The organism is Mucilaginibacter sp. HD30, assembly GCF_054061755.1.
This window is the reverse complement of sequence record NZ_JBSSEO010000001.1, coordinates 246,934-270,030: the sequence shown is the minus strand read 5'-3', so window position 1 is coordinate 270,030 and position 23,097 is coordinate 246,934. Positions and strand designations below refer to the sequence as shown.

At 42.4% G+C, this 23,097-nt stretch carries 18 protein-coding genes and 1 tRNA gene; 11 read left to right on the top strand and 8 right to left on the bottom strand.

Going from position 1 to position 23,097, the window contains the following annotated elements:
• Positions 1-30: 30 nt before the first annotated feature.
• The 3 genes from odhB to ACVW2L_RS01360 all read right to left on the bottom strand — a co-directional run bounded on the left by odhB (position 31) and on the right by ACVW2L_RS01360 (position 6,085).
• Complete coding sequence (odhB, locus tag ACVW2L_RS01370; protein ID WP_457126153.1) at positions 31-1,569, bottom strand: 2-oxoglutarate dehydrogenase complex dihydrolipoyllysine-residue succinyltransferase; 1,539 nt, start codon at positions 1,567-1,569, stop codon at positions 31-33.
• 116 nt (positions 1,570-1,685) lie between these two features.
• On the bottom strand, positions 1,686-4,490 hold the full coding sequence (locus ACVW2L_RS01365) for a 2-oxoglutarate dehydrogenase E1 component (RefSeq protein ID WP_457126152.1): 2,805 nt from the start codon (positions 4,488-4,490) through the stop codon (positions 1,686-1,688).
• Positions 4,491-4,801: 311 nt separating this feature from the next.
• The gene (locus tag ACVW2L_RS01360; RefSeq protein WP_457126151.1) at positions 4,802-6,085 is read right to left on the bottom strand and encodes a DASH family cryptochrome; all 1,284 of its coding nucleotides are present in this window, start codon (positions 6,083-6,085) and stop codon (positions 4,802-4,804) included.
• A gap of 183 nt (positions 6,086-6,268) precedes the next feature.
• Between ACVW2L_RS01360 and ACVW2L_RS01355 the strand changes: the two genes are divergently transcribed.
• The 4 genes from ACVW2L_RS01355 to ACVW2L_RS01340 are packed head-to-tail and all read left to right on the top strand — an operon-like array spanning position 6,269 to position 7,903.
• Positions 6,269-6,493 carry a hypothetical protein gene (locus tag ACVW2L_RS01355; RefSeq protein WP_457126150.1) on the top strand — a complete coding sequence of 75 codons (225 nt, stop codon included), beginning with the start codon at positions 6,269-6,271 and terminating at the stop codon, positions 6,491-6,493.
• Positions 6,480-6,872, top strand: a complete 393-nt coding sequence (locus ACVW2L_RS01350; RefSeq protein ID WP_457126149.1) for a PIN domain-containing protein — start codon at positions 6,480-6,482, stop codon at positions 6,870-6,872. The genes ACVW2L_RS01355 and ACVW2L_RS01350 overlap by 14 nt, the downstream gene beginning before the upstream one ends.
• An 11-nt stretch (positions 6,873-6,883) precedes the next feature.
• Positions 6,884-7,543 carry an HAD family hydrolase gene (locus tag ACVW2L_RS01345; RefSeq protein ID WP_457126148.1) on the top strand — a complete coding sequence of 220 codons (660 nt, stop codon included), beginning with the start codon at positions 6,884-6,886 and terminating at the stop codon, positions 7,541-7,543.
• Between the two features lie 48 nt (positions 7,544-7,591).
• Entirely contained in the window at positions 7,592-7,903 is a 312-nt protein-coding gene (locus ACVW2L_RS01340; protein WP_457126147.1) for a Dabb family protein, read from the top strand.
• Positions 7,904-7,944: 41 nt separating this feature from the next.
• Here the strand turns inward: ACVW2L_RS01340 and ACVW2L_RS01335 are convergent, their stop codons facing one another.
• Positions 7,945-9,270 (bottom strand): FAD-dependent oxidoreductase, encoded by a 1,326-nt coding sequence (locus ACVW2L_RS01335; protein ID WP_457126146.1) that lies wholly within the window; start codon positions 9,268-9,270, stop codon positions 7,945-7,947.
• A 90-nt stretch (positions 9,271-9,360) separates the two neighbouring features.
• Here ACVW2L_RS01335 and ACVW2L_RS01330 point away from each other — a divergent pair, with 90 nt between their 5' ends.
• Together ACVW2L_RS01330 and ACVW2L_RS01325 are read left to right on the top strand one after the other, a co-directional pair.
• On the top strand, positions 9,361-9,573 hold the full coding sequence (locus ACVW2L_RS01330; RefSeq protein WP_457126145.1) for a hypothetical protein: 213 nt from the start codon (positions 9,361-9,363) through the stop codon (positions 9,571-9,573).
• Entirely contained in the window at positions 9,500-9,886 is a 387-nt protein-coding gene (locus ACVW2L_RS01325) for a YfiT family bacillithiol transferase (protein WP_457126144.1), read from the top strand. The genes ACVW2L_RS01330 and ACVW2L_RS01325 overlap by 74 nt, the downstream gene beginning before the upstream one ends.
• A gap of 5 nt (positions 9,887-9,891) precedes the next feature.
• Here the strand turns inward: ACVW2L_RS01325 and ACVW2L_RS01320 are convergent, their stop codons facing one another.
• Positions 9,892-10,305 (bottom strand): hypothetical protein, encoded by a 414-nt coding sequence (locus tag ACVW2L_RS01320; RefSeq protein WP_457126143.1) that lies wholly within the window; start codon positions 10,303-10,305, stop codon positions 9,892-9,894.
• A gap of 105 nt (positions 10,306-10,410) precedes the next feature.
• Here ACVW2L_RS01320 and ACVW2L_RS01315 point away from each other — a divergent pair, with 105 nt between their 5' ends.
• Positions 10,411-11,253 carry a metallophosphoesterase family protein gene (locus ACVW2L_RS01315; RefSeq protein WP_457126142.1) on the top strand — a complete coding sequence of 281 codons (843 nt, stop codon included), beginning with the start codon at positions 10,411-10,413 and terminating at the stop codon, positions 11,251-11,253.
• A 197-nt stretch (positions 11,254-11,450) separates the two neighbouring features.
• Here the strand turns inward: ACVW2L_RS01315 and ACVW2L_RS01310 are convergent, their stop codons facing one another.
• The gene (locus tag ACVW2L_RS01310) at positions 11,451-14,066 is read right to left on the bottom strand and encodes a glycoside hydrolase family 3 C-terminal domain-containing protein (protein ID WP_457126141.1); all 2,616 of its coding nucleotides are present in this window, start codon (positions 14,064-14,066) and stop codon (positions 11,451-11,453) included.
• Positions 14,067-14,501: 435 nt separating this feature from the next.
• Between ACVW2L_RS01310 and ACVW2L_RS01305 the strand changes: the two genes are divergently transcribed.
• Positions 14,502-16,550 (top strand): M13 family metallopeptidase, encoded by a 2,049-nt coding sequence (locus tag ACVW2L_RS01305; protein WP_457126140.1) that lies wholly within the window; start codon positions 14,502-14,504, stop codon positions 16,548-16,550.
• Positions 16,551-16,657: 107 nt separating this feature from the next.
• On the opposite strand, the gene ACVW2L_RS01300 is transcribed toward ACVW2L_RS01305, so the two are convergent.
• Positions 16,658-16,888 (bottom strand): hypothetical protein, encoded by a 231-nt coding sequence (locus ACVW2L_RS01300; RefSeq protein ID WP_457126139.1) that lies wholly within the window; start codon positions 16,886-16,888, stop codon positions 16,658-16,660.
• Between the two features lie 1,989 nt (positions 16,889-18,877).
• Here ACVW2L_RS01300 and ACVW2L_RS01295 point away from each other — a divergent pair.
• Together ACVW2L_RS01295 and ACVW2L_RS01290 are read left to right on the top strand one after the other, a co-directional pair.
• Entirely contained in the window at positions 18,878-20,308 is a 1,431-nt protein-coding gene (locus ACVW2L_RS01295; protein WP_457126138.1) for a S10 family peptidase, read from the top strand.
• A gap of 9 nt (positions 20,309-20,317) precedes the next feature.
• Positions 20,318-20,389 (top strand) — tRNA-Cys (locus ACVW2L_RS01290).
• A 212-nt stretch (positions 20,390-20,601) separates the two neighbouring features.
• Here the strand turns inward: ACVW2L_RS01290 and ACVW2L_RS01285 are convergent.
• Complete coding sequence (locus ACVW2L_RS01285) at positions 20,602-21,135, bottom strand: DUF2911 domain-containing protein (protein ID WP_457126137.1); 534 nt, start codon at positions 21,133-21,135, stop codon at positions 20,602-20,604.
• A gap of 309 nt (positions 21,136-21,444) precedes the next feature.
• Here ACVW2L_RS01285 and ACVW2L_RS01280 point away from each other — a divergent pair, with 309 nt between their 5' ends.
• Positions 21,445-23,097, top strand: coding sequence for an ArnT family glycosyltransferase (locus ACVW2L_RS01280; protein WP_457126136.1), 1,653 nt, complete (start codon positions 21,445-21,447; stop codon positions 23,095-23,097).

Genomic DNA, 23,097 nt, shown 5'->3' with positions numbered 1-23,097 from the left:
ATCGGAGGCCTTTCAATATTATAACGTTTATTAAACTCCTAACAGCAATCTTGCAGGATCTTCTAATAATTGTTTAACCCTTACCAGGAAGCTTACCGATTCACGACCATCAACAATGCGGTGATCATATGATAGCGCTAAGTACATCATTGGGCGGATAACAACCTGACCATTTACCGCTACAGGGCGCTCAATAATATTGTGCATACCCAATATAGCAGACTGCGGCGAGTTAATAATAGGTGTTGAAAGCATAGAGCCGAACACACCGCCGTTAGTAATGGTGAAAGTACCGCCGGTCATTTCGTCTAAAGTAAGTTTGCTTTCACGGGCTTTACCTGCAAGTGTAATGATCGCCTTTTCTATTTCGGCCAAACTCATGCTATCAGCATTGCGGATAACCGGAACAACCAAGCCTTTTGGAGCCGAAACAGCGATAGAAATATCAGCAAAATTGCTGTAGATAACTTCTTCGCCCTCTATACGAGCGCCAACAGCGGGCCAGTCTTTTAATGCCTCTGTTACCGCTTTGGTAAAGAACGACATGAAGCCTAAACCAACACCATGCTTCTCTTTAAATTTATCTTTGTACTTACCACGCAGTTCCATTATTGGCTGCATATCCACTTCGTTAAAAGTGGTAAGCATGGCAGTTTCGTTTTTAACAGCAACTAAGCGCTTAGCTACGGTTTTACGCAGCGGCGACATTTTTTCGCGACGCTCATCACGCGCTCCTGCTTTTGCAGGGGCAGCAGCCGGAGCAGGTGCAGCGGCTGGTTTAGCAGCAGGTGCTGGTGCGGCAGCTTTTGCCTGTACAGCATCTTCCTTAGTAATGCGTCCGTTTACGCCGCTTCCGCTAACAGCAGAAGCATCAATGCCTTTTTCTGACAATATTTTTCCGGCAGCGGGTGATGGCGTGCCCGATGCATAATTTTTATCAGCAATAACCGGTGCGCTTGCAGCGGCAGGTGCCGGAGCGGCGGCAGCAGGTGCAGCAGCAGCGGCGCCACTTCCAGATATGCTTGCTACCTCAGCGCCAATGGCTAACACATCACCTTCGTTGGCAATGGTAGTTAAAACGCCTGCTTTATCAGCGGTTAATTCAAATGTTGCTTTGTCTGATTCCAGTTCGGCAATAGCTTCATCCATTGCTACTGTCTCGCCGTTCTTTTTCAACCAGCGCGATAAAGTAACCTCGGTGATAGATTCGCCTACCGGCGGAACCTTTATTGCAGATGCAGCGCCGCCTGTTGACGCAGCAGGAGCAGCTACCGCATCAGCCTGTGGTGCAGGCGCAGCTTCTTTTGCGGGAGCAGAAGCAGCCGCAGGTGCGCCACCATCCTCAATGCTTGCAACTGCAGTACCTATAGCAATTACATCGCCAACGTTAACTAAAGTTTTTAAAGTACCTGCTTTTTCGGCAGTTAACTCAAATGTGGCTTTATCTGATTCCAACTCGGCAATAACTTCATCCATCGCTACCGTGTCGCCGTCTTTTTTTATCCAGTTTGCCAGGGTAACTTCAGTGATTGATTCGCCTACCGGCGGAACTTTGATCTCTAAACTCATATTTTTTTTGTTGTAGTTCTATTTAGGTTGTACGTAATACGTTATAAGTGCTACGTTTTATTTTGCAATCAACTACGTACAACGTATCACGTCAAACGTATAACTTACCAAACTTATTAATCCGCTCCGGCAGTAGCCATTTTAGCTGTTGTAGCCTTCACAGTTTCCTTTACTTTTTTTCCTGCAGGCGATTCAAACGCTCTTGATATGATGTGCAACTGCTGCGCCGCATGTTGTTTAGCGTAGCCTGTTGCCGGGCTGCTTGCTTCTAAACGGGCAAGAACATCGTCAAACTTCAAAGCATCCTCAGTGCGCGATTTGCGCCACAGGTACGGCCATGCACCGCTGTTTTCCGGCTCTTCCTGTACCCAGATAAAATCTTCTGCTTTGGTATAAGAAGCGCGTATTTTAGCTATCTGATCTACCGGAGTAGGGTACAATTGCTCTAAACGTACAATGGCTACATCTTTACGATCATCCACACGTTGTTTTTCTAACAGATCATAATAGATCTTACCAGAGCAGAACAATACGCGTTTAACTTTTTTCTTATCAACAAAGTTATCGTCTATCACTTCCTGAAAACCCGCATCGGTAAAGTCGGCAAGCGGCGATACACATTTTGGATTACGCAGCAAACTCTTAGGTGTAAACACGATTAGTGGTTTGCGGAAATCGCGCGCCAACTGCCTGCGTAAAACATGGAAGAAGTTAGCCGGTGTTGAGCAGTTTGTTACCTGGATATTGTTATCGGCACAAAGCTCCATAAAACGCTCAATACGTGCTGATGAGTGCTCAGGGCCTTGTCCTTCATAACCATGTGGCAACAACATTACCAATCCGTTACCACGCTGCCATTTGGTTTCGCCACTTACAATGTACTGGTCAATAATAGTTTGCGCTCCGTTAAAGAAATCGCCAAACTGCGCTTCCCATATGGTTAAAGCATGCGGATTAGCCAAAGCATAACCATATTCAAAACCCAATACACCGTACTCTGACAATAGTGAGTTATAAATATGAAAACGCTGTCCGCCGTTTATAGTTGCCAGTGGCGTGTATTCTTCTTCGGTATCGGGTAGTGTTACTACCGCGTGGCGATGTGAGAAAGTACCACGCTTAACGTCTTCACCGCTTAAACGAACTCTATTGCCTTCGTTTAGTAATGAACCATAAGCAAGCAACTCACCCATTGCCCAGTCAAAAGTGTGAGTATCATTAACCATTTTGGCCCGATCCTCAAATAGTTTTTCTATCTTTTTAAAGAACTCCTTGTCTTTAGGCAAATCTGTTAGTTTTTTACCTATGCTTAACAAAGTATCTTTATCAATTGCCGTGTCGGTTGACTTCACCACCTCTTGCTCTTCTGCCAAATGCAGACCTTGCCATGCGCCGGCAAACATTTCTATTGTTTCTGTAAAGCGTTCTTCTGCTTTAGTTTCTTCTAATTGTTGTTGTAACAGATCTCTGAATTCCTTCTCCATCTGTTTAACAGTGGCATCATCAATACTGCCTTCGGCCAATAATTTCGACAAATATACCTGGCGCGGGTTGGGATGCGCATCAATGGCTTTGTACAATACAGGCTGGGTGAATTTAGGCTCATCCGCCTCATTATGCCCATAACGACGGTAGCACAAAATATCTATAAATACATCTTCATGGAAGATCTGACGATACTCCATAGCCATGTTAATAACATATGCTAAAGCCTCAACATCATCACCGTTTACGTGGAATACGGGCGATTGTACCACTTTAGCAATATCAGTACAATAAGTACTTGAACGGGCATCTTTAAAGTTAGTGGTAAAACCTATCTGGTTATTAATAACCAAATGTATGGTACCACCAGTGCGGTAACCATCCAGTTTCTCCATTTGCAACACCTCATAAACAATACCCTGGCCCGCCACTGAAGCATCGCCGTGTATTATTATTGGTGCAATCTTTGTATGGTCGCCGTTATATTTAAAGTCGATCTTAGAGCGGGTAAGGCCTTCAACAACCGGGGCAACTGCTTCCAGGTGCGATGGGTTAGGACAAAGGCTAAGGTGCACTTTGTTTCCGTTCTCGGCATCTACGTCTGTTGAATATCCTAAGTGATACTTAACGTCGCCGCCGAAGGGAGAATCCATATCGTAATTCTTACCTTCAAACTCAGAGAAGATCTCTTTATAGCTTTTCTTCATGATATTGGCCAGCACGTTCAAACGACCGCGGTGAGCCATACCTATAATAAATTCTTTAATGCCAATAGTAGCACCTTTTTGAATAACTGAATCCATTGCAGGGATCAGCGCTTCGGCGCCCTCAAGCGAAAAACGCTTTTGACCTAAAAACTTGGTACCTAAAAAGTTTTCGAAGATCACTGCTTCGCTTACTTTTTTAAGCATCAGCTTTTTGTCTTCTTTAGAAAACGACGGCTTGTTGCGCGTGCTTTCCATGCGGTCTTCAAACCACTTAACTTTTATGGGGTTACGTATGTATTTGTACTCAACACCTATTGTACCACAATAAGTATCTTCAACCATTTGTATAATGTCGCGTAGTTTGGCAGGGCCCAGTTTTACTTCGTGCCCGGCGTTAAATACAGTGTCCAGATCGGCCTGGCTTAAACCAAAAGTTTCCAGTTCTTTACCCGGAAAATAATGACGACGCTCGCGTACAGGGTTTGTTTTTGCAAACAGGTGCCCCCGGCCGCGATAACCATCTATAAGGTTAAGTACGTTAATTTCTTTTAAAAAGTGCTGTGGTGTTTCTGCGCTAATTGCGGGGGCTTCAGAGCTTCTCCCGAAATCAAATCCTTCAAAAAATTTCTGCCACCCAAAATCAACTGATTCGGGGTCTTGCTTGTAATTTTCGTATAAAGAATCTATAAAGGCTGCGTTTCCTTGATTAATATAATTGAGGCTATTCATGGTCGACCATTCTTAACAATGCTACAAAAGTAATCATAAGGTGCAATAAACCTTAAATTAAATTGTAAATGATTTAATACTTTTTGTATTGCAAAAACAATATGCTGATAGGTTTTTAATAAAACTGATGGATGAACTACATCCTTTTCGTAATCTTTAGTGTAGGAACTTCGCAAAAAACGAGCGAACGTAAGATATCCCCTCAAAAAGAACGGCGAGGAGACCGATGATAATCGTAAATTGTTCGAAAGAGTTCATATGTCAAATATACGTAACTAAGCAGAAAATGTTGTTTACAACGTGTAAAAAAATTATACGGCCTGCGCCAAAGGAGGCTGGCCTGCAGGAGTTTCGGGAAGCCACCTGGTAATAAAATCGCCTTTGGTATCTAACTCATTCAGGTTTTTACCGCTGTTAAAATAGCGGTCATCGCGCGTGTTACGCCCTATACCTGCCACATAGGCCCAATTGCCCCAGTTACTTGCGGGCGAATAATCGATCAGCTTTTCTTCAAAATAAGCGGCACCACGGCGCCAGTCAACTTCTAATTCATTCACCAGGTATGCCGCCACCATTTGCCTGCTAAAATTGCTGATGTACCCGGTTGCATTCAATTTATGCATGCTGGCGTCAACAAACGGAACGCCTGTATTGCCCAGTTTCCATTTGTCAAAAAGCTCGTCAGTAACCTTGTTATCCTCAACAGCGGTATCGCCGGCATTAAAATATTGAGTACCGTGCTTTTTAAACATAAACCTAAAATAATCGCGCCATAGCAATTCCAGTTCAAGCGCATCGCTGTGGTGGCTTTTAGCCGCCCAGTAAACCTGCCGCATAGAAAGACAACCCAATGATAGCCATGGCGACAATTTAGAGGCATTACGCACGCCTTTCCCCGAGTTAGCTTGCGCAAGCTCAGAAAAATATTGCTCAAGCCTTATTAGTCCGCTGGTTTCGCCGCCTGCAAATCTGGTGCGTGATCGTGCGTCATCCAGGGGCTCCTCCAAACCTAATTGGGCAAGCGTAGGCAAATCTCCGGCATCAGTAATAACCGGGGTGTTAACGGCATCGGGCGTATCTAAAACGGGGCGCACAGCGCTCTCGCGTTCCGTTTTTTTCCTGAATATAGCAAAGCTATCCGGGATATCCTTTATTGGAAAGGGAAGATCCTCTTTGTGATATAAAGTATGACCAATAAAATGCTTTAAGTTGAGTTTTATCTTCCACAGGGCTGCTTCAACCTGTTCAGATACTTCGGTTTCCTCGTGTGCCACCTCACGATGGTGATAAACCTCGTTAACACCATATTCTAAAGCCAGTTGTGGCAAAACTTCGGCGGGATTACCTATACGTATAATTAATTCGCTCTGCAGCATACGCAGGTTATTACGAAGATCGGCTACTGATTCAAGCAGAAAACGTGCCCGTATGTTACCTGTTTTAGCAGAACCCGACGCGTTTTTCTGGAAATAATACGGATCAAAACAATATACAGGCAGTACCTTATCGGCTTTACGCATCGCCTCTAACAGTATCTCGTTATCGTGGACACGTAAATCATTTCTGAACCAAACCAAAATTGTTTTTTCACTCATATTAACAAAACGCGGGCGCTACATGAATTTTAGATCAACAAATTTGCATATTATTTAGATTAATTATTGTTTTATCACCAATATTTGACACCGGGGTAACATTTTATATTCCTATAGTCAATGTAGGCATTTGGTGGTTCTTCTTTTTTTTAATTATTTTTGTTAGATAAGACTCAATCATATATGTACTCAGAAGCAAGGAAATTACATTTGATAGAAGAGGTCATCAAACTAAAAAGTGATGATGCTTTGATGCAAATTGAGCGCATCTTAAAAACAGTAACACGTAAGCAACCACTGGGTTCGTCGGCACAGTTTGTAGGGAAAATATCGGAAAAAGATATTGAATTGATGGAAGAAGCTATTCAACAAGGCTGCGAACAAATTAACCCAGATGACTGGAAATAGGATACTTCTGGACACCAACATAATCTCCGCTTTGCTAAGGGGCGACACTACGCTAATTGATAAAATAGACGCAGCTTCAGAAATATTTCTCCCTTCGATCGTGTTGGGTGAACTTTATTATGGCGCTGAATATTCAACACAGATCGACAAAAACAAAAGTAACATAAGCAAATTATCTGACGCTTATGATGTTCTGATTGTTGATGAAGACACTGCAAAAATATATGGCCTCTTAAAAGCAACTTTAAGAAACCAAGGAACTCCCATACCCGAGAATGATATATGGATAGCCGCCCTTTCCAAACAATACAATTTGGATTTGATTAGCCGCGACAGGCATTTCACTCATCTTACTGATATAAGTTTAATCAACTGGTAAACTAATTATACTTGAAAAATTTCGCAGTTATTTTTGATATGGATGGTACCATGGTAGATAATACACCCTACCATTATAAAACCTGGCAGGTTATGTTTGAAAAATATGGCATGGGTGAACTATCATCACATACTTATTATTCTGAATTTAGCGGCGTGCCTGTTATGGACACAGTACAGCGTCTTTTCGCGGGTAACCGCAATGCCGACGCACTTACTCAACTTGTGAAAGAAAAAGAATCTATTTATCAAAACCTTTATACTTCCCATGCTGCCCCGATAAACGGATTGATAGCATTGTTAGACAAGTTAAAGCAAAATGGCATTAAAATAGCCATAGCGTCATCTGCATCTATACACGATATTGATTTTATACTGGAGCGCATACATGTTAGAGATTATTTTGATGTGATTATTGATGGCAGCCAGGTGACCAAAGGAAAACCCAACCCGGATATATTTTTAAAAGCTGCTGAGCACCTGCAGACGTCACCGCAAAATTGTGCTGTTATTGAAGATTCAATAGCAGGAATAAAAGCCGGCAATGCTGCCGGGATGAAAGTTATTGGCATAACCACGGGCAATACCGCCGAAAAGCTGCAACCCACCTCGCTGGTAATAAATGATTTTACCGAGCTAAGCGTAAACAAATTGGCCGCACTTTTCAATTAATACATTACGGTTTTTATATATTTAGCGCCATTACCAACCCATACCAATATGTTTATTAAAGATACTTTTGTACACGCCGTATATTTCTGGTTAAAAAACCCTGCCGACATTAACACCTTTGTTGAGGGCGTTAAAGGCCTTGCCAAAATAACTCACCTGCGCGATGTGCATGTTGGCGTACCCGTACCAAGCGACAAGCCGATTGTAGAAAGCTCTTACCACGTATCGCTGCTTACCTTGTTTAACAGTAAAGCAGATCAGGACGCTTACCAGGTGGACCCTATTCACGAAGATTTTTTGGCTAAATATGTTAAGCAGTACGTTGACCGTGTAATGGTTACTGATAGTGTGGATGCGTAATTAGTTAATTAGTGATTAGAGAATAGTTGATTAGTTGGCCTCTAATTTAATGATCTTCCGTTAATATCAACCGCTCTTGCAAAAGGGTTAAGGTATTTGTTAGCTAATACCGCAAACTCGCGGCGGGTAACGGGCTTGTTGATATCAAAATCTGATTTGAACTTGTATTCTGTTTTCCACGCTTTTTGCATGGTGATTTTAAAGTCGATTGGATCTGTTAACGTTATTTCGCTTATCAACGAGAGTAAATTGCCAACGGTAAACTTTTCGCCGGGTTGCTCCCTGTTCATCCACAAAAACGCACGGGAGTATATTTCTGTTAGCACCGGTTTAATTTCTGCCGTGGTAACAGCTGAATCGGGCATAAAATTGAATTCTAATGCTGCGTTTTCCGCAACTCCATTCACATGGCTGCCTTTCAACAATCCGGTGGCAGCAATTTGCTGTATGGAGCGGTAATAAGCATCGCTACGCTCTACATCAGTAAAATATAGCAGAGACGATTTAAAATCTAACAACTCTATTTGTATCACCCGCACATCCAGCTTTTTGGTAGTTGTTTTAAAAAAAGCGCAAAATGCTGCCGTTGCACCTACCGCCTGCCCCAAGGCTATTTTAGCCGTAAGGTTGTTAGTACCCGCCGGGAAAAGTGTTTTATTGATGGTTAACAAATTATCGGCATCTTTCACAGCTACAGCTGTAAGCGGAATATAGTAGACAAAGCCATTTGGATAATTTGACGGCCCAACTTTATTATTATAAGTACCCGATGCTATTGATGTACGGTACAGGGTTGACGCGCCTTTATCCAGCCATGTTTTAATATCAGGTGGCAAAGTTGCCCCTGCTTTGGTTATCATTTCACCGTCTTCGGTACCATCAATTAAAACCTTGGCTTTTATGGTTACCTTCTCGCCTTTTATTGCTACCTCCAACTTCCAGCCCGTATCATCTTTTTCTATGGATGTATAAGTGACATTGGTTTTGCATGTTAGCATTTTTACCGAATCGGCCATTCTTTTTAAGGCAGCGCCAGCAGCGTAGGGTTCAAATTTCAGAGTTTTTGATAAGGTATCGTACCCCGGTGTTTTCTTGTAGTAGTCCCGCAGCTCTTTATCCACCTCCTCCCAAATGCCGGATGGGGCATAAGTAGGATCGTTAAGCGTAATCATTTTTTGTAATGATAATTCCTCTAACCACGGGCCGTTTAGCAACAATAAAGTTTTTACCTTGCTGCGCCCGCTTTGAATGGCAGCCGCAATAGCGCTTGAGTTATTACCAATTACAACTACATCAGTTTTAATGGTTTCGCCATAAGCCAGGCAACAGTTAAAAAGCAGGATGAATACAAGGAGTTTTTTTACCATTGGCTGAGATAAGAGCATTTACAAAACGCTAATTTAGCGCAAAGCTTATATAAAGCGCTAATTTATTATACCTGATAACCCTTACCCAAAATGACAGACGAAAATCTGAAATACCCCATTGGTAAATTTATAGTACCTGATGCTTATAGAGAAGAGCTTATTACCCAATGGAAAAACGATATTAAAGAGTTACCCGTGCTGATAAAGCAGGCCGTTGCCGGTTTAACCGATGAACAACTGGAAACCCCTTACCGCACCCGGCGGTTGGACCATAAGGCAGGTAGTGCACCACGTAGCGGATAGTCATTTAAATTCTATCATCCGTTTTAAATGGGCCATGACCGAGGATAACCCAACCATAAAAGCTTATCATGAAGACCTATGGGCAAAACTGGCCGATTATAAATTGCCTATAGAACCATCGCTGATAATGCTGGAAGGTATCCATGCCCGCCTTACAGCGTTGCTTGATAGTTTTACAGACGAAGATTTTAACCGCACGTTTATTCATCCCGAAAGTGGTGCAACTATTTTGCTAAAAAGGAACCTTGCCCTTTACTCCTGGCATGGTCGGCACCATCTGGCGCATATAGCCCAGGCTAAGCAAACGTTTTAACCGCTTTATTTATTTTTCCAAACCTGGTAATTCCCCGTCGTTGTCAGATCGAACAGCATATTATTTTCAGTAGATGGATGGCCGTTGCTTACGGTGATGTTGCGATAGGTGTATAGTTTTTCACGGGGCGAACCTACCGGAAGCTGAATAGCAATTATATAATTGCCAGCTTCGTAAAACTCCAGCATATAGGTGTTATACCCGGGATGTGTTTTAAAATATTCGGCTAATGTATCTTCATTACTAACTATTGCAGCATCAGTTGATTGTAAAACCGCAAAATTTGCATACACTTTGTCGTTACCAACATAGGCGGATGCGGATATCGTCATTAGCAGCGGTTTTGAATGGTCTATTTTACATCCAAATAAAATTAAACCAATCACTGTTAGCAATAAAACGTTGGCTCTTTTAGTCATTTGGTAATTTACGGTTTATGAATGATACTGTTAAGGTACAAAAAAATGAAGAAATTATTTACGCTGTTAAAATTGATTTAACAAGTAAACGCTAAATTAGCCTGTATGAACAGTCGCCGTAAATTTCTTCAATCAAGCGTTGCCATTGCCGGTTTAAATCTATTACCATCACTAAACCTGTTTGCGGGGGCATCGCCACAAATAAAAAAACCTGCTGACTTTAAGCTTCGTTTTGCTGTAGCATCCGACGGGCATTATGCCCAGCCGGGTACTGATGGCGATAAATTTTATGGCGATCTGATAAAATGGCTAACGAAAGAGCATCAGGACAATCATTTAGACCTGGTGATCATCAACGGCGACCTGGTGCATGATCGCCCTGACCTGCTACCCAAGATCAAACAAACTTACTTTGACAAATTACCCGTGCCGTGTTACACAGTACCCGGCAACCATGACCATGTTGATGCTGCCATGTGGAAAGCTGTTTTTGGTTATGAGGACAACCATGTAGTTGACAAAGGTGAAGTTGGTTTTGTATTAGCCAATACTACTGATAAACAAGGCAAATACATTTGCCCTGATGGAGCTTTTTTAAAAAGATCATTAGATGCCTTTAAAAGCAAGCCTATTGTTTTTGTTGTGCTACATGTACCACCGCACCAGTGGTTACCTGAGGATAAAACGAACTTTGTTGATTGCCCCGAAACTATTGAGCTACTGCACAGCTATCCAAACGTTAAAGCTGTATTACACGGGCACGACCACACTATAGATAATATACGTTATACAGGCAAATTCCCCCACATATTCGATGCTCATTTCGGCGGCAACTGGGGAACGACCTACAAAGGTTATCGTATTTTTGAGATTTCAGTAGATAATACTATTAATACTTACCAGGTTAATGCCAGCCAGAATCCGGTTATTAATAGTGCAAAACTTTAATTAGGCAAAAACGTCATACCGAACTTGTTTCGGCACCCATTAGCAGGTAGTGAGTTGATGGATTGAAAAGCATGCATGGCGGATTACTTAGCGCGTGGATGCCGAATAAATTCGGCATGACTTTCTATTTGTGTGTAGTATTATACAGAAACGGCCCCGAAAATTCGGAGCCGTTTTGCGTTTGAATGTATTTTATATTACATCATGGTCACTGTCTTTTTAACCATGTTGCCTGAAGTTAAATTCTTCTCATCGGGCTGCGACCCGCCTACACTTAAGGTTAATTTACCTTTTAAAGGGGTTATTTTACCATTAGCATCCGGTACAGAAAGATCAGCGGCTGAAAGTGTAAACGTTATCAGTTTACGTTCGCCTGCTTTTAGCGATAATCTGTTAAAACCCTTTAACGCTTTAAGCGGTGTTTTTTGAGCATTGTTGTTGTAGGTTAAATACAACTGCGCAACTTCGTCGCCGGCCATTTTACCTGTGTTGGTAACCGCCACCGTAACCACAACTTTATTGCCTCTTTTAACAATGCCTGGTGCGGTAACGGCATCATATTTAAAGTTGGTATAGCTTAAGCCATAACCAAAGCCATACAAAGGTGTACCGTTAAAATAACGATACGTACGGTTGGTCATAGAGTAATCGTTAAAATCCGGAAGATCGCTGTCGCCTTTATAGAAAGTTACCGGTAACCTGCCTGCTGGATTGTAATCGCCAAACAAAACGTCGGCTACTGCGGTACCTGCAGATTGCCCCGCGTACCATGCGTTTACAATCCCGGGGATATTCTCAGCTTCCCAGGGAATAGCCACCGCGCTACCAGTCATCATAACAAATACAACAGGTTTGCCTGTGCTTTTAAAGGCTTTCATTAAGTTGGTTTGAACAGAAGGCAGCATAATAGAAGTTCTGTCGCCACCATCAAAGCCTGGGTATGGCACTTTCATTTCTTCGCCTTCCAGTTGCGGAGAGATCCCACCTACGTATACAATAGCATCTACATCTTTAATACGTTCGGTTAGTGCTGCGAAGTCGGTTTTTTTGTAGGTGCCGGCACTCATTCTGATGTTGGACTTGCCATCACCTTGCCAAAACTCCAGTTCCAGTTTGTAACTTTTGCCTGGTTCTGTTATCAGTTTATATTGCTGAGCTCCCCAACGGTTACGGGTCCAGATGTTTAATACTTCTTTACCATCAACCAAAAAGCGCCAGCCGTCATCGCCATCAATCTCAAAAGTGATGAAACCTTCGTTACCTGCAGTGTAGTTGGTGGTGTAACGGGCAGAGAAGTTATTAGCCTTAATATTGCCGCTAACAGACTCGCCCTCTTGCCAGAAATGGTTAACCTCTGGTTCAGCTGCAACAACCGGAGTGCCTTTCAGCTCAACATTATTAAAATATTCGGCTTTAAAACCCTGGTGGCCGTCTATGTTGTATTGGCGGGCAACATCGCGGTAATCAAGCAGGGTATCATTAGTAAAGTTGATTGCCTTTTCGTAAATAATCTCTGCATTTGGCAACTTAGCTTTAATGCCTTGCAATACAGTTACCCTATCAGTTGGTGTACCGTTGTAGTTGCCTAAAATAGCTATGCCGTTATCAGCATTGGGGCCAATTACGGCTATTTTCTTTATTGTTTTTTTAAGCGGAAGAACATTGTCAGCGTTTTTAAGCATTACGATAGACTGGCGCGCCATTTTTAAGGCGAGTGCTTTATGCTCTGCGCTCTCTAACGTTGATGCAGGCGTTTGCGCATATTTAACCATCGAAACCGGATCAAACATACCCAGTTTAAAGCGCGTCATGAACAAACGTTTAACAGATACGTCGATATCTTTTTCAGACAAGCGGCCATTTTTTACGGCAGCAATTAATGACAGGTAAGCATCTGTTCCACACTCTAAATCGGTACCGTGTAACACAGCATCTGCCGAAGCTGTTTCTGCATTGGTATGTGTTTTATGATTTTTAAAGAAATCATCAATACCCCAGCAATCAGATGTTACGTAGCCTTTAAAACCCCACTGGTTGCGCAAAATATCAACCATCAATACGTCGCTGCCGCAGCAAGGCTGCGTGCGGAATGCGTTATATGCGCACATCACACCTTCAACATTGGTTTCGGTAACCAACTTTTTAAAAGCAGGCAGGTAGGTGTCCCAAAGGTCGTAATTGCTTACATCTGTATTAAAAACGTGCCGCGTTGGTTCCGGCCCGCTATGCACAGCATAGTGCTTGGCACATGCTGCTGCTTTAAGATATTTAGGATCATTGCCCTGCAAACCTCTTACAAAAAAGCTGCCCATGGTGGCAGTAAGATAAGGGTCCTCGCCATAAGTTTCCTGTCCACGGCCCCAGCGTGGGTCGCGGAAAATGTTAATGTTAGGTGTCCAATAGGTCAGACCCATGTAACGCTCATTTGCGCGACCCTGTGCTACTGCTTTATTATGCACGGCCCTACCTTCTAAAGCAGCGTAATCTGCCATAGCATAAAGCGCATTTCTATCAAAACTTGCGGCATTAGCTATTGCTTGCGGATAAACAGTTACTTTATAAGGCGTACGCGCCACACCGTGCAACACTTCGTTCCACCAATCATATGCGGGCACGTTAAGGCGCGGAATAGCCGGCGATGAGTTAAGCATCTGGCTCACCTTTTCTTCCAGCGTCATACGTTTAACAAGGTCGTTAACGCGCACGGTAAAGCTAAGTTTTGTGTTTTGGTATGGATATTTTACCGCCTGCCCAAAAAGTGTGCAGGGTAAAATTATCAATGCTAATAAAAAATGTCTGTAATGAAATTTCATATTGGTAATTGGTTTTATATATAGTATAACGGTTGGTCTTTTTGGTTGGTTATATCGGTCAACAACAAGCAGGGTGTAAAATCCTTCGCTAAATTAATTTTTTTGAGGATAACCTGTTAACTTTTTATTCAGGGAAACCTTTTAACGCATAACTATCGGTTTGAAACCAAGAGTTCGAAAGGTTTAAAAAAAAAGCGGAGGGCAGTGCGAGTCCCCTCTCGAGAGGGGTGTAGGGGTGTGTTATATGAGCGGCTTAACACACCCCCGCGGCCGCACAATTCCAACGCGCCCCTCTCAAGAGGGGGGGTGATGGTAATCAATTTTTAGAGCACCACTGGTTTAAAACCCATCGTTATGGTGGATCTCCTCCACATCCTCAAATTTTAATTTTCCCTATTATCTGCTACATTTGCGTTAACTGATTTTATTATTTCCATGAAAGTAAAGTACACCCATTTTTTTGCGGCAGGTATTGTATGCCTTGTCGCGTCTGCATTTGTGATCGAGAGGCAACAGTCTGATCCGCCCGTTAAATATATTGACCCGGTTAATATGGACATGTCTGTTAAACCCGGAGATGATTTCTATTTGTATGCCAATGGCGGCTGGACCAAAAACAACGTTATACCCGCCAAGCAAAGCGCCTGGGGTGGTTTTAATGTTTTGATACAGGAAAACACCGACAAGCTGATAGCTATGGTTGATGCGGTTAGCAAAATGCCCGCCCAAGCTAAAGGAGGTTTAAAACAACGCGTAGGCGATCTGTACGCCAGCGGCATGGATAGCCTTGCTATTGAAAAACGCGGTTACGAACCCATAAAACCTTTACTGGCCCGCGTTAGTAAAATAACCGACATTAACGGCGTATTAAACGAAGTTGCCACTGCGCGTGTAAACGGCGAAGGCGGTACCCTGTTTAGTTTTGGCGCGGCGCGCGATTCAAAAAACCCAGCGCATTATATGATAGATGCTGATCAGGGGGGTACTACCCTTGCCGATCGCGACTATTATTTAAAGGACGATGCCCGCACAAAAACCATACGCGAAGCTTATAAAAAATACATAGTAAGTTTGTTTACCCTTACGGGCACACCCGCTGTTGCCGCTGCAAAGAATGCCGATATTATATTGAGCATGGAGACTACCCTTGCAAAGGCGCAAATGAGCCGGGTTGACCGCCGCGATCCTAATCTTACTTACCATAAATATAAGGTGAGCGATTTCAGCAAAAAAACTCCGCATTTAAATTGGGTCAAATTAAGCACAATGATGAAAGCGACTCCACAGGATAGCATGCTGGTAGATGATCCAGACTTTTTTAAAACGGCCGATGAAATGGTGGCTACCATTCCGGTATCTCAATGGAAAGTTTATTTAACCTGGAACATCCTTAAAAATAACACCGCTACCTTAAGCGCCCCATTTGTTGATGCCCGGTTTGCCTTTAACAAGGTTTTATCCGGCCAAACCATACAAGCACCGCGTAACGAGCGTATGGCCACCCTTGTTGATGGCAGCATAGGCGAATTGTTGGGCCAACTATATGTAGAAAAATACTTTACCCAGGCCGCCAAGCAACGCATGTTGAGTTTGGTAAATAACCTGAAGGTTGCATTAGGCGAACGCCTGCAGGGCTTGGAATGGATGAGCCCCGATACCAAGACCAAAGCGCTTAAAAAGCTCCAGGCTTTCACAGTAAAAATTGGTTATCCTGATAAATGGGAAAATTATGATGGCTTAATTATCAACCGCGGTGATTATGCCGGCAATGTTAAACGCATTGCTGCATGGCGCTATAATTATAATATTACCCGCTTAGGTAAAAAAGTGGATAAAGGCCGCTGGAGCATGACACCGCCTACTGTTAATGCTTACTACAATTCGCAAAATAATGAGATTGTGTTCCCTGCGGGGATCCTGCAATTCCCTTTCTTTGCAGAAGGTGCCGATGATGCCTTTAACTATGGTGCCATAGGTGCGGTTATAGGTCATGAAATGACACACGGCTTTGACGACAAGGGCCGGTTATTTGATGGTGACGGTACCCTGCGCGATTGGTGGACCAAAGACGATAACGATAAATTTACCAAACGTGCAGACCAGGTAGTGGGCCAATACAATGCCCTTACCGTTTTAGATACCCTGCATGTGAACGGTAAACTAACTTTAGGCGAGAACATTGCCGATTTAGGTGGCGTTAACGTGGCTTATCAGGCCTTCAAAAAAACCAAACAAGGTCAATCAGCAGAAAAAATTGACGGTTTTACGCCAGATCAACGTTTCTTTTTGGCTTACGCACAGGTTTGGCGCAGCATTATGCGCCCCGAAGCAACTGCACAAAGGATTACAACAGATACGCACTCGCCTGCATCGCACCGTGTAAACGCACCAATTACTAATATTGATGCATGGTACACTGCGTTTGATGTTAAACCCGGCGATAAAATGTACAAAGCTCCTGCTGATAGGATAAGGGTTTGGTAGGTTTTAGAGAATAGAGATTAGTTGGTTAGAGATTAGTTAAAGTATTATAAAGTGAAGCCCTGCTTCTAAAAGAGCGGGGCTTTTACTTTATTGTCACCACGAGCATACTAGTCTTCCTCCTTACTTATTTGCTCCGCCAACTCTTCTACCCAGCTTGCAAAGTATGGCTCTGTGCCGTCAATACGCTGCCATTGTGCTTCAGCATCTTTTGCAATAACCAACACCAGCGATTCATCAATTGATGTAAAGCGGTAAACGCCGTTTGGCATATGTTTCACCACACCGCTAACCTCGCCATCCGAGCCGGTTAACGTAGCATTAAATTCTGTAACTGTCATAATAATATAACAGGTTTAGGTGGCCTTGTGTTTCGCCAAATTTTGGTGAGAAAGGAGTATAAAAATCAGGTTTCAAACAATTTTACGCTTTTTTGCGAGTAATTGCAAGGTCAATTTTAGTATACAATTGTTAATTAAAAAAATGTTAATAAAGTCAAACAGTATCGTATGTTATTATTAATAACAAATTACATATGAACTATTTAACACAAATTTCGCCAACTATATCAATGTTAATAACTATAACTTTTAAGTTAATAACCTGTTTAAAAAAGCAAGTAAAAAAATTTGCAAAAATTGAAGATTGTCCCGATATTGAAATCATCAAGAACGACGTACATTGACAGCCTCACAGGACAACAGAAAGTGAAATCGGGCAAATCTTCGGAGGAGCTAAAGATCACGGGAAAGCCTGAATCAGTACAAAATGAAGCGCCCGAGAGGGTCCAGTATAGCGTACGGTTAGCGGGGTATTAGGAAAACGAAGCTCTCTATGGAGGGCGGCAGTTTGATTAATGACCTTGAAGCAATTGGAGCAAAAGCCACCAGGAACTATTAAAAATCCGCAAGGACTAAAGATAGATCAAAGGTAGCGCAGGAAAGATAGGTTAGTCCGTTTAGGCGGGCAGCAACAGATTGAGTAAAGCAAAACTATAATTATCAATATCCTTAGGGGTTGTAGGTAATCGGTTGGTTAAGCGAAGATGAGAGCAGGTCGGCGATGTTACACAAAACTTGATGCTTTATAATTGACTACGGTTGATTTAGAGTTAAAAACGGGAGATCCACTTGAAAGAGCCGGACTCCCGTTTTGCTTTTAAGAGGATTTTTTTGATTTTGAATTTTGAGTGTGGGATATCGGATTTCAAGACAGTTGGATAATTTTAATTCCTCTCTCAATATTGGCAATACAAGCTCAATAACTTCCACTTCATTATTCGATATTAAGCATTCGGTGTTCTTCTGTCTTTCTTCCTTCAATCACCACACTTTAACGCTCAATTTTCACACCTCACATAACAAAATTTCTGCTCCAACATCAATTTCGGGCATTTTTCCAATCGCTAACCACCTCTTAAACTGCTACAATTGTTTATAGGATGGGTGTTAATAACCTGCTTGTCATTCCGGGGCACGAAGCATCGCACAGAGAAAAGCAGACGATGCACAGTTCGCCATTGCTTCGTACCTGCAATGACACCAGGCTTTAAGCCACTGTTAACAACCCCCTCTCCTATGTTAATATCCTGTTTATAAAAACGCTTAAAAAAATTTGCAAAACCTGTTAGGTGTTGCGATATTAGAATCATCGGGAACGACGTACTTTAACAGCCTTACAGGAATAACGGAAAGTGAATCGGGCAAAATCTTCGGACGAGCTAAAGATCATGGGACCGCCTGATTTACACAAAACAAAAAACGGCGATAGCCGCAGAACTGAAATGTAATTTGGATAAGGTATTATTTGGCCCTGCTAATTTTTACGGAGATAAGCAGTGGTAATAGTGGCTTCGCACATGGCAGCACCCGTAAGGGAACGCCCGCCAAAGCAAGCCGGTTATAGCTACAACAACCTGATTGCTTTACGCACGACTACGGTTGAGCGAAAAGTTTGAAACGGGAGACCCATCGCAAGATGTGGCCTCCTGTTTTGCTTTTGTGGTCATTGGTTTATTGGTCAATAGTCATTGGTCATTTTGTCTAATTATCTTTTTATCACTTTATTTTTCTCAAAATCAGCGATTTATAAAAATAGTCTATATAATAGATAGGTTTTATAGATTTTCCTTGGATATGTTAAAAATGCCTTTTACATTTGTTGCGTCTGCACGGCAGATCAACAAACAACAATATGTTAGTTAAAGGTATTATAAGCTATTTTTTGATGCGAATGCGCATGGCACAACACGGCATGTGTTGCTGCTGTTGCTGCTAATTTCCGCGGCCCACGCCGCCAACGCATAATAAAATACTTTAATATCAATTTCCATGTTTACTTCTTCTTTCCCGTTTTTAGGGCGTGTGTTTACGCTTAGCTTTTTGGTACTACCCTTTGCATTGTTATTAAGCTCGTGGGGTAATTTTACTGCCGGTAATTCCTTTACACCTAAAGTTAGCCACCATAGTATTACACTTAACAACATAGCCTACAGCTACCAGGCGGCGGCGGGCTATCTCCCTATAAAAAGCAACAATAAGCTTGTCGCCAAAATATTTTACTCGGCATACACTTTAAACAGCAATACCCCCCGCCCTGTTACTTTTGTATTTAACGGCGGCCCGGGCTCGGCCTCTATATGGCTGCACATGGGCTCTTTGGCGCCGGTAAGGGTGCAAAGTGGCGACACCGTATACAAAGACAATCCAAACACCTGGCTGCAATTTACAGATCTGGTATTTATTGACCCTGTTGGTACAGGCTACAGTCGTGCTGCCGATGATGTTACCGAAAACCAGTTCTTTGGTTTTAATGAGGATATAAGTGCAATAGCGAACTTTGTTGATCAATATTTAAACAGCACCCGCCGCAGCCGCAGTGATGTATACCTGGCCGGCGAAAGTTACGGCGGAGCCCGTGCCGTTGGTTTGGCGGCACAGCTGCAAAATGATTATCATATTAATGTGGCGGGTTTAACACTGATCTCGCCCGCATTAAATTATGAGTTGCTTACATTTAAAACCGGACAAGATGCTGCCTACCCGCTATATTTACCTACTTATGCGTTAATAGCGCAATTTCATAAACGGTTACCCCCACAGCTGCAAGCCCTTGCGCCAAAAGTTTTAGCCAACAAGGTTAAAGCTTTTGCCAATGGCAAATATGCTGATCTGCTTAAAGGCGACACAACCGGGCTTGATAACACCTTAGATTCTCTTAGCTATTTTACGGGGATTGATAAAGGCTGGCTAAAGCAGCACAACGGCCGCGTAACCGACCACCAATTTGCCCGTCTGGTATTGAACGAGGGCAATAACAAAACGGGAATTTTTGATGCACGTATGGCAGGTACAGATAAAAAAGGCGACCCAAGCGAGGCTGCCTTACGCACCGTTTATCCTAAAGCGCTTGATCATTACTTTAAAAATCAGCTTAAATATGACAATGAAACGCCCTACCGCGCTACCATTACCGTAGCCGACTGGAACTTCGGCTCAAAAAAGGCTAACTATTTTCTTAATGTAATACCAACGCTTAGGCAATTGATAAAAAACAACCCGACTCTAAAGGTGCATGTGGTTGGCGGCTATTATGATCTGGCTACCCCGGTTGAAACCATTAAAAAATCTGTTGCGGATGTAGCTGGCGCGCAAATAAGCAGCAATTATTACTACGCGGGCCACATGATATATACAGACGATGCCGTTAACGCATTGTTTTACGCTGATAGCAAAACCTTTTATGCCGATAGAACGAATTAAATAACAAAAGGCGGAGTGACCGAGTGGCTAGGTGGGAGTCTGCAAAACTCTTTACAATGGTTCGAACCCATTCTCACGCCTCTCTCTTCATATGGTTTATAATTGGTTTAGTAAACGAGGCTGTCTCGAAAGGGATAGCCTCATGTTGTTTACTGAGATTTATTCAGGGGCGAGTTGCCCGCTTTGAGCTTGGATTGAATGCTTTGAAAACAATAATCCTTTTACTTCTATATTGTAAAATAAAGGAGGCTACCTTTGGGACAGCCTCCTTTTATACAATTTTTTAACTGTAATTATTTTATTGATACCGGTACTTCTGTATTTTCCCAAATTAATGAGAAACCTGAAGCAGTGATAACATATTTTAAACGCTCGGTAGCTGGTGCGGTTTTAGCGTTAACTGTAGCTTCTAATACATTTTTAGCAGGATCAGCATTGGCACCTTGACCATTGATACCCCACTGGCCAACTTGCGAATTAAATACTATTTTCCACTCTTTTTCGCCAGGCATGGCAAAGAAAGTGTATTTGCCTGCCGCTAATTTTTTACCTTCTACAGTAATGTCTTTATCTGTAGTAAATACCGTTGCCTGGTTGGCTCCGGCGCGCCATAACTTACCATAAGGCTCTAAACCGCCGAATATTTTACGTCCTTTAACAGACGGACTGCCATAGTTAATACTGATTGTAGCACCGGCCACTTTAGCGCTAACGCTATCGCGCGGGCTTGCCATAGGTTTGGCACCTTGTGCAAATGCTGTTGATGATGTTAGGAATAATGCAAATGCAAAACATGTAGTTGCAACTAACTGAAATACTTTTTTCATGGTTTCTTTTTAAGCTTATTGTTGATTGGTAAACAAATATAAATTAAAAACTTGGTGCTGCTAATATAAGTGATTAGTTAGTAAACGCTGATTTTTTAAAAATATGTTAATTCTTTAAAACTAAACCTTACGGTGCTGTGTTTATGTATCTGACTTGCATTGCAGTTAGGAATTGACCGTAAGGTTAACCATACCCTAAGGTTAAACAATTGTTGTGAGTTGGCCCTTGCCGCGAGGCAGGGGTTTTTTGTTTCCGCTTTATTTTGCGCGGCCGTAGCAACAAACCATTATTATACTTTAATTTGAAGCATGAAAAAACAGGAAAAGCTGTTTTACCTGCTGTTTATACTGCTTGCCTTTGCCGTTAACCTTAGCGGCATTAATCATGGTTTTTTTACTGATGACCCTGGCCTATACGCCTCTATTGCCAAAAATATGGTTTATAAGCACGATTGGCTTTCGTTATATAGTTACGGACAGGATTGGCTGGATAAACCCCATTTTCCTTTTTGGATGGCTGCTGCCAGTTTTAAACTGTTTGGTATAAGTGCCTGGGCGTATCGCCTGCCGGCGTTCCTGTTCTTTGCTATGGGTTTGTGGTATACCTATTTGCTGGGCAAAAAATTCTATACAGAAGAGATAGCTTTCATGGCCGTGCTCATCGTACTTACATCGCAGTATGTTATAATGAGCAATACTGATGTGCGGGCCGAGCCTTACTTAATGGGCCTGATAACCGGCGCCATTTATCACATTACCAATCTTTATGACAGGTTTAACTATAAACATCTACTGCTTGCCGCGCTGCTAACCGCCTGCGCAGTTATGACCAAAGGCATATTTGTACTGGTGGTTATTTATGGCAGTTTGCTGGGGCAGCTAATCTTTCAAAAAAAGTTTGGCGAGGTTTTTTCAATAAAATGGATAGGCCTGTTCTTGCTTACTGTTCTGTTTACCTCGCCTGAGCTTTATGCGCTTTACGTTCAGTTTGATCTTCATCCGGAGAAATTTGTTTTTGGCAGGCAAGGTGTATCAGGCATAAAATGGTTTTTGTGGGATAGCCAGTTTGGCCGGTTTGTTAATAGCGGACCAATTAGTCAGCAAAAATCCGGCGATGTGTTTTTCTATGTTCATACCCTGCTTTGGGCGTTTGCCCCTTGGTGCCTTATCTTTTACTATGCTTTATATGAACGCCTACGCGGCATAATACAAAGGGAAAAACAAGCCGAATATTATACCCTGAGCGGTAGCCTGCTTTTACTATTGTTATTTTCGCTATCGCGGTTTCAATTGCCTTTTTATACCAATATCCTTTTCCCGCTGTTTGCTTTACTTACTGCGCCCTACTGTTTTGAACGCCTCAACATATGGGGCAGTCGCATTCGCATCATTTCATGGTGGCTCTACATAGCTGTATTTACAGTGGGTGTATTTTTTATCAATTACTTTTTACAACCGGATAGCTACCTGCTTTTTATTATTGGATGTATTCTTTTTTTTGCTTTAATATCATTCATCAACAACAGGGTGAAAGAGGAAGTTATAAAACAGGTCTTTTTTATTGCCATATCGGCAGCTTTGTTTGCTAATTTCTACATCATAACCAACTTGTATCCATTGTTGGCTGCATATAACGGTCAAATAGCTGCGGCAAAGTATGTAAATCAGTCAAAGTTCAAAGATTATAGCATCTACTCGTTAAAACAGCAAAACAATGTTTTTCAGTTTGCGTGTGATAGGCCGGTTGGTTACCTCCCGTTGGATAGATTAAGAGGACCAGTATCAGCAAATGCTGTCTTTTACGCAAACCAGCAATCGGTAGATTATCTGCGGCAGCAAAATATCCCTTTTAATATAGTGGCATCATTTACCAACTACCCCCAGGAGCGCATACTGCCCGCTTTTATCAATAAGGAAAAGCGCAATACTGTTTTAGATAAGGTGTACCTGATCAGCAAGTAG

What these genes read in the sequence shown, in the direction of transcription:
- ACVW2L_RS01315 (WP_457126142.1), top strand. Translation starts at nt 10,411, where the DNA reads ATGAACAGTCGCCGTAAATTTCTTCAATCAAGCGTTGCCATTGCCGGT.
- ACVW2L_RS01325 (WP_457126144.1), top strand. Translation starts at nt 9,500, where the DNA reads ATGAACAACTGGAAACCCCTTACCGCACCCGGCGGTTGGACCATAAGG.
- ACVW2L_RS01310 (WP_457126141.1), bottom strand. Translation starts at nt 14,066, where the DNA reads ATGAAATTTCATTACAGACATTTTTTATTAGCATTGATAATTTTACCC.
- ACVW2L_RS01285 (WP_457126137.1), bottom strand. Translation starts at nt 21,135, where the DNA reads ATGAAAAAAGTATTTCAGTTAGTTGCAACTACATGTTTTGCATTTGCA.
- ACVW2L_RS01305 (WP_457126140.1), top strand. Translation starts at nt 14,502, where the DNA reads ATGAAAGTAAAGTACACCCATTTTTTTGCGGCAGGTATTGTATGCCTT.
- odhB (WP_457126153.1), bottom strand. Translation starts at nt 1,569, where the DNA reads ATGAGTTTAGAGATCAAAGTTCCGCCGGTAGGCGAATCAATCACTGAA.
- ACVW2L_RS01365 (WP_457126152.1), bottom strand. Translation starts at nt 4,490, where the DNA reads ATGAATAGCCTCAATTATATTAATCAAGGAAACGCAGCCTTTATAGAT.
- ACVW2L_RS01350 (WP_457126149.1), top strand. Translation starts at nt 6,480, where the DNA reads ATGACTGGAAATAGGATACTTCTGGACACCAACATAATCTCCGCTTTG.
- ACVW2L_RS01280 (WP_457126136.1), top strand. Translation starts at nt 21,445, where the DNA reads ATGAAAAAACAGGAAAAGCTGTTTTACCTGCTGTTTATACTGCTTGCC.
- ACVW2L_RS01295 (WP_457126138.1), top strand. Translation starts at nt 18,878, where the DNA reads ATGTTTACTTCTTCTTTCCCGTTTTTAGGGCGTGTGTTTACGCTTAGC.
- ACVW2L_RS01300 (WP_457126139.1), bottom strand. Translation starts at nt 16,888, where the DNA reads ATGACAGTTACAGAATTTAATGCTACGTTAACCGGCTCGGATGGCGAG.
- ACVW2L_RS01340 (WP_457126147.1), top strand. Translation starts at nt 7,592, where the DNA reads ATGTTTATTAAAGATACTTTTGTACACGCCGTATATTTCTGGTTAAAA.
- ACVW2L_RS01330 (WP_457126145.1), top strand. Translation starts at nt 9,361, where the DNA reads ATGACAGACGAAAATCTGAAATACCCCATTGGTAAATTTATAGTACCT.
- ACVW2L_RS01320 (WP_457126143.1), bottom strand. Translation starts at nt 10,305, where the DNA reads ATGACTAAAAGAGCCAACGTTTTATTGCTAACAGTGATTGGTTTAATT.
- ACVW2L_RS01335 (WP_457126146.1), bottom strand. Translation starts at nt 9,270, where the DNA reads ATGGTAAAAAAACTCCTTGTATTCATCCTGCTTTTTAACTGTTGCCTG.
- ACVW2L_RS01355 (WP_457126150.1), top strand. Translation starts at nt 6,269, where the DNA reads ATGTACTCAGAAGCAAGGAAATTACATTTGATAGAAGAGGTCATCAAA.
- ACVW2L_RS01360 (WP_457126151.1), bottom strand. Translation starts at nt 6,085, where the DNA reads ATGAGTGAAAAAACAATTTTGGTTTGGTTCAGAAATGATTTACGTGTC.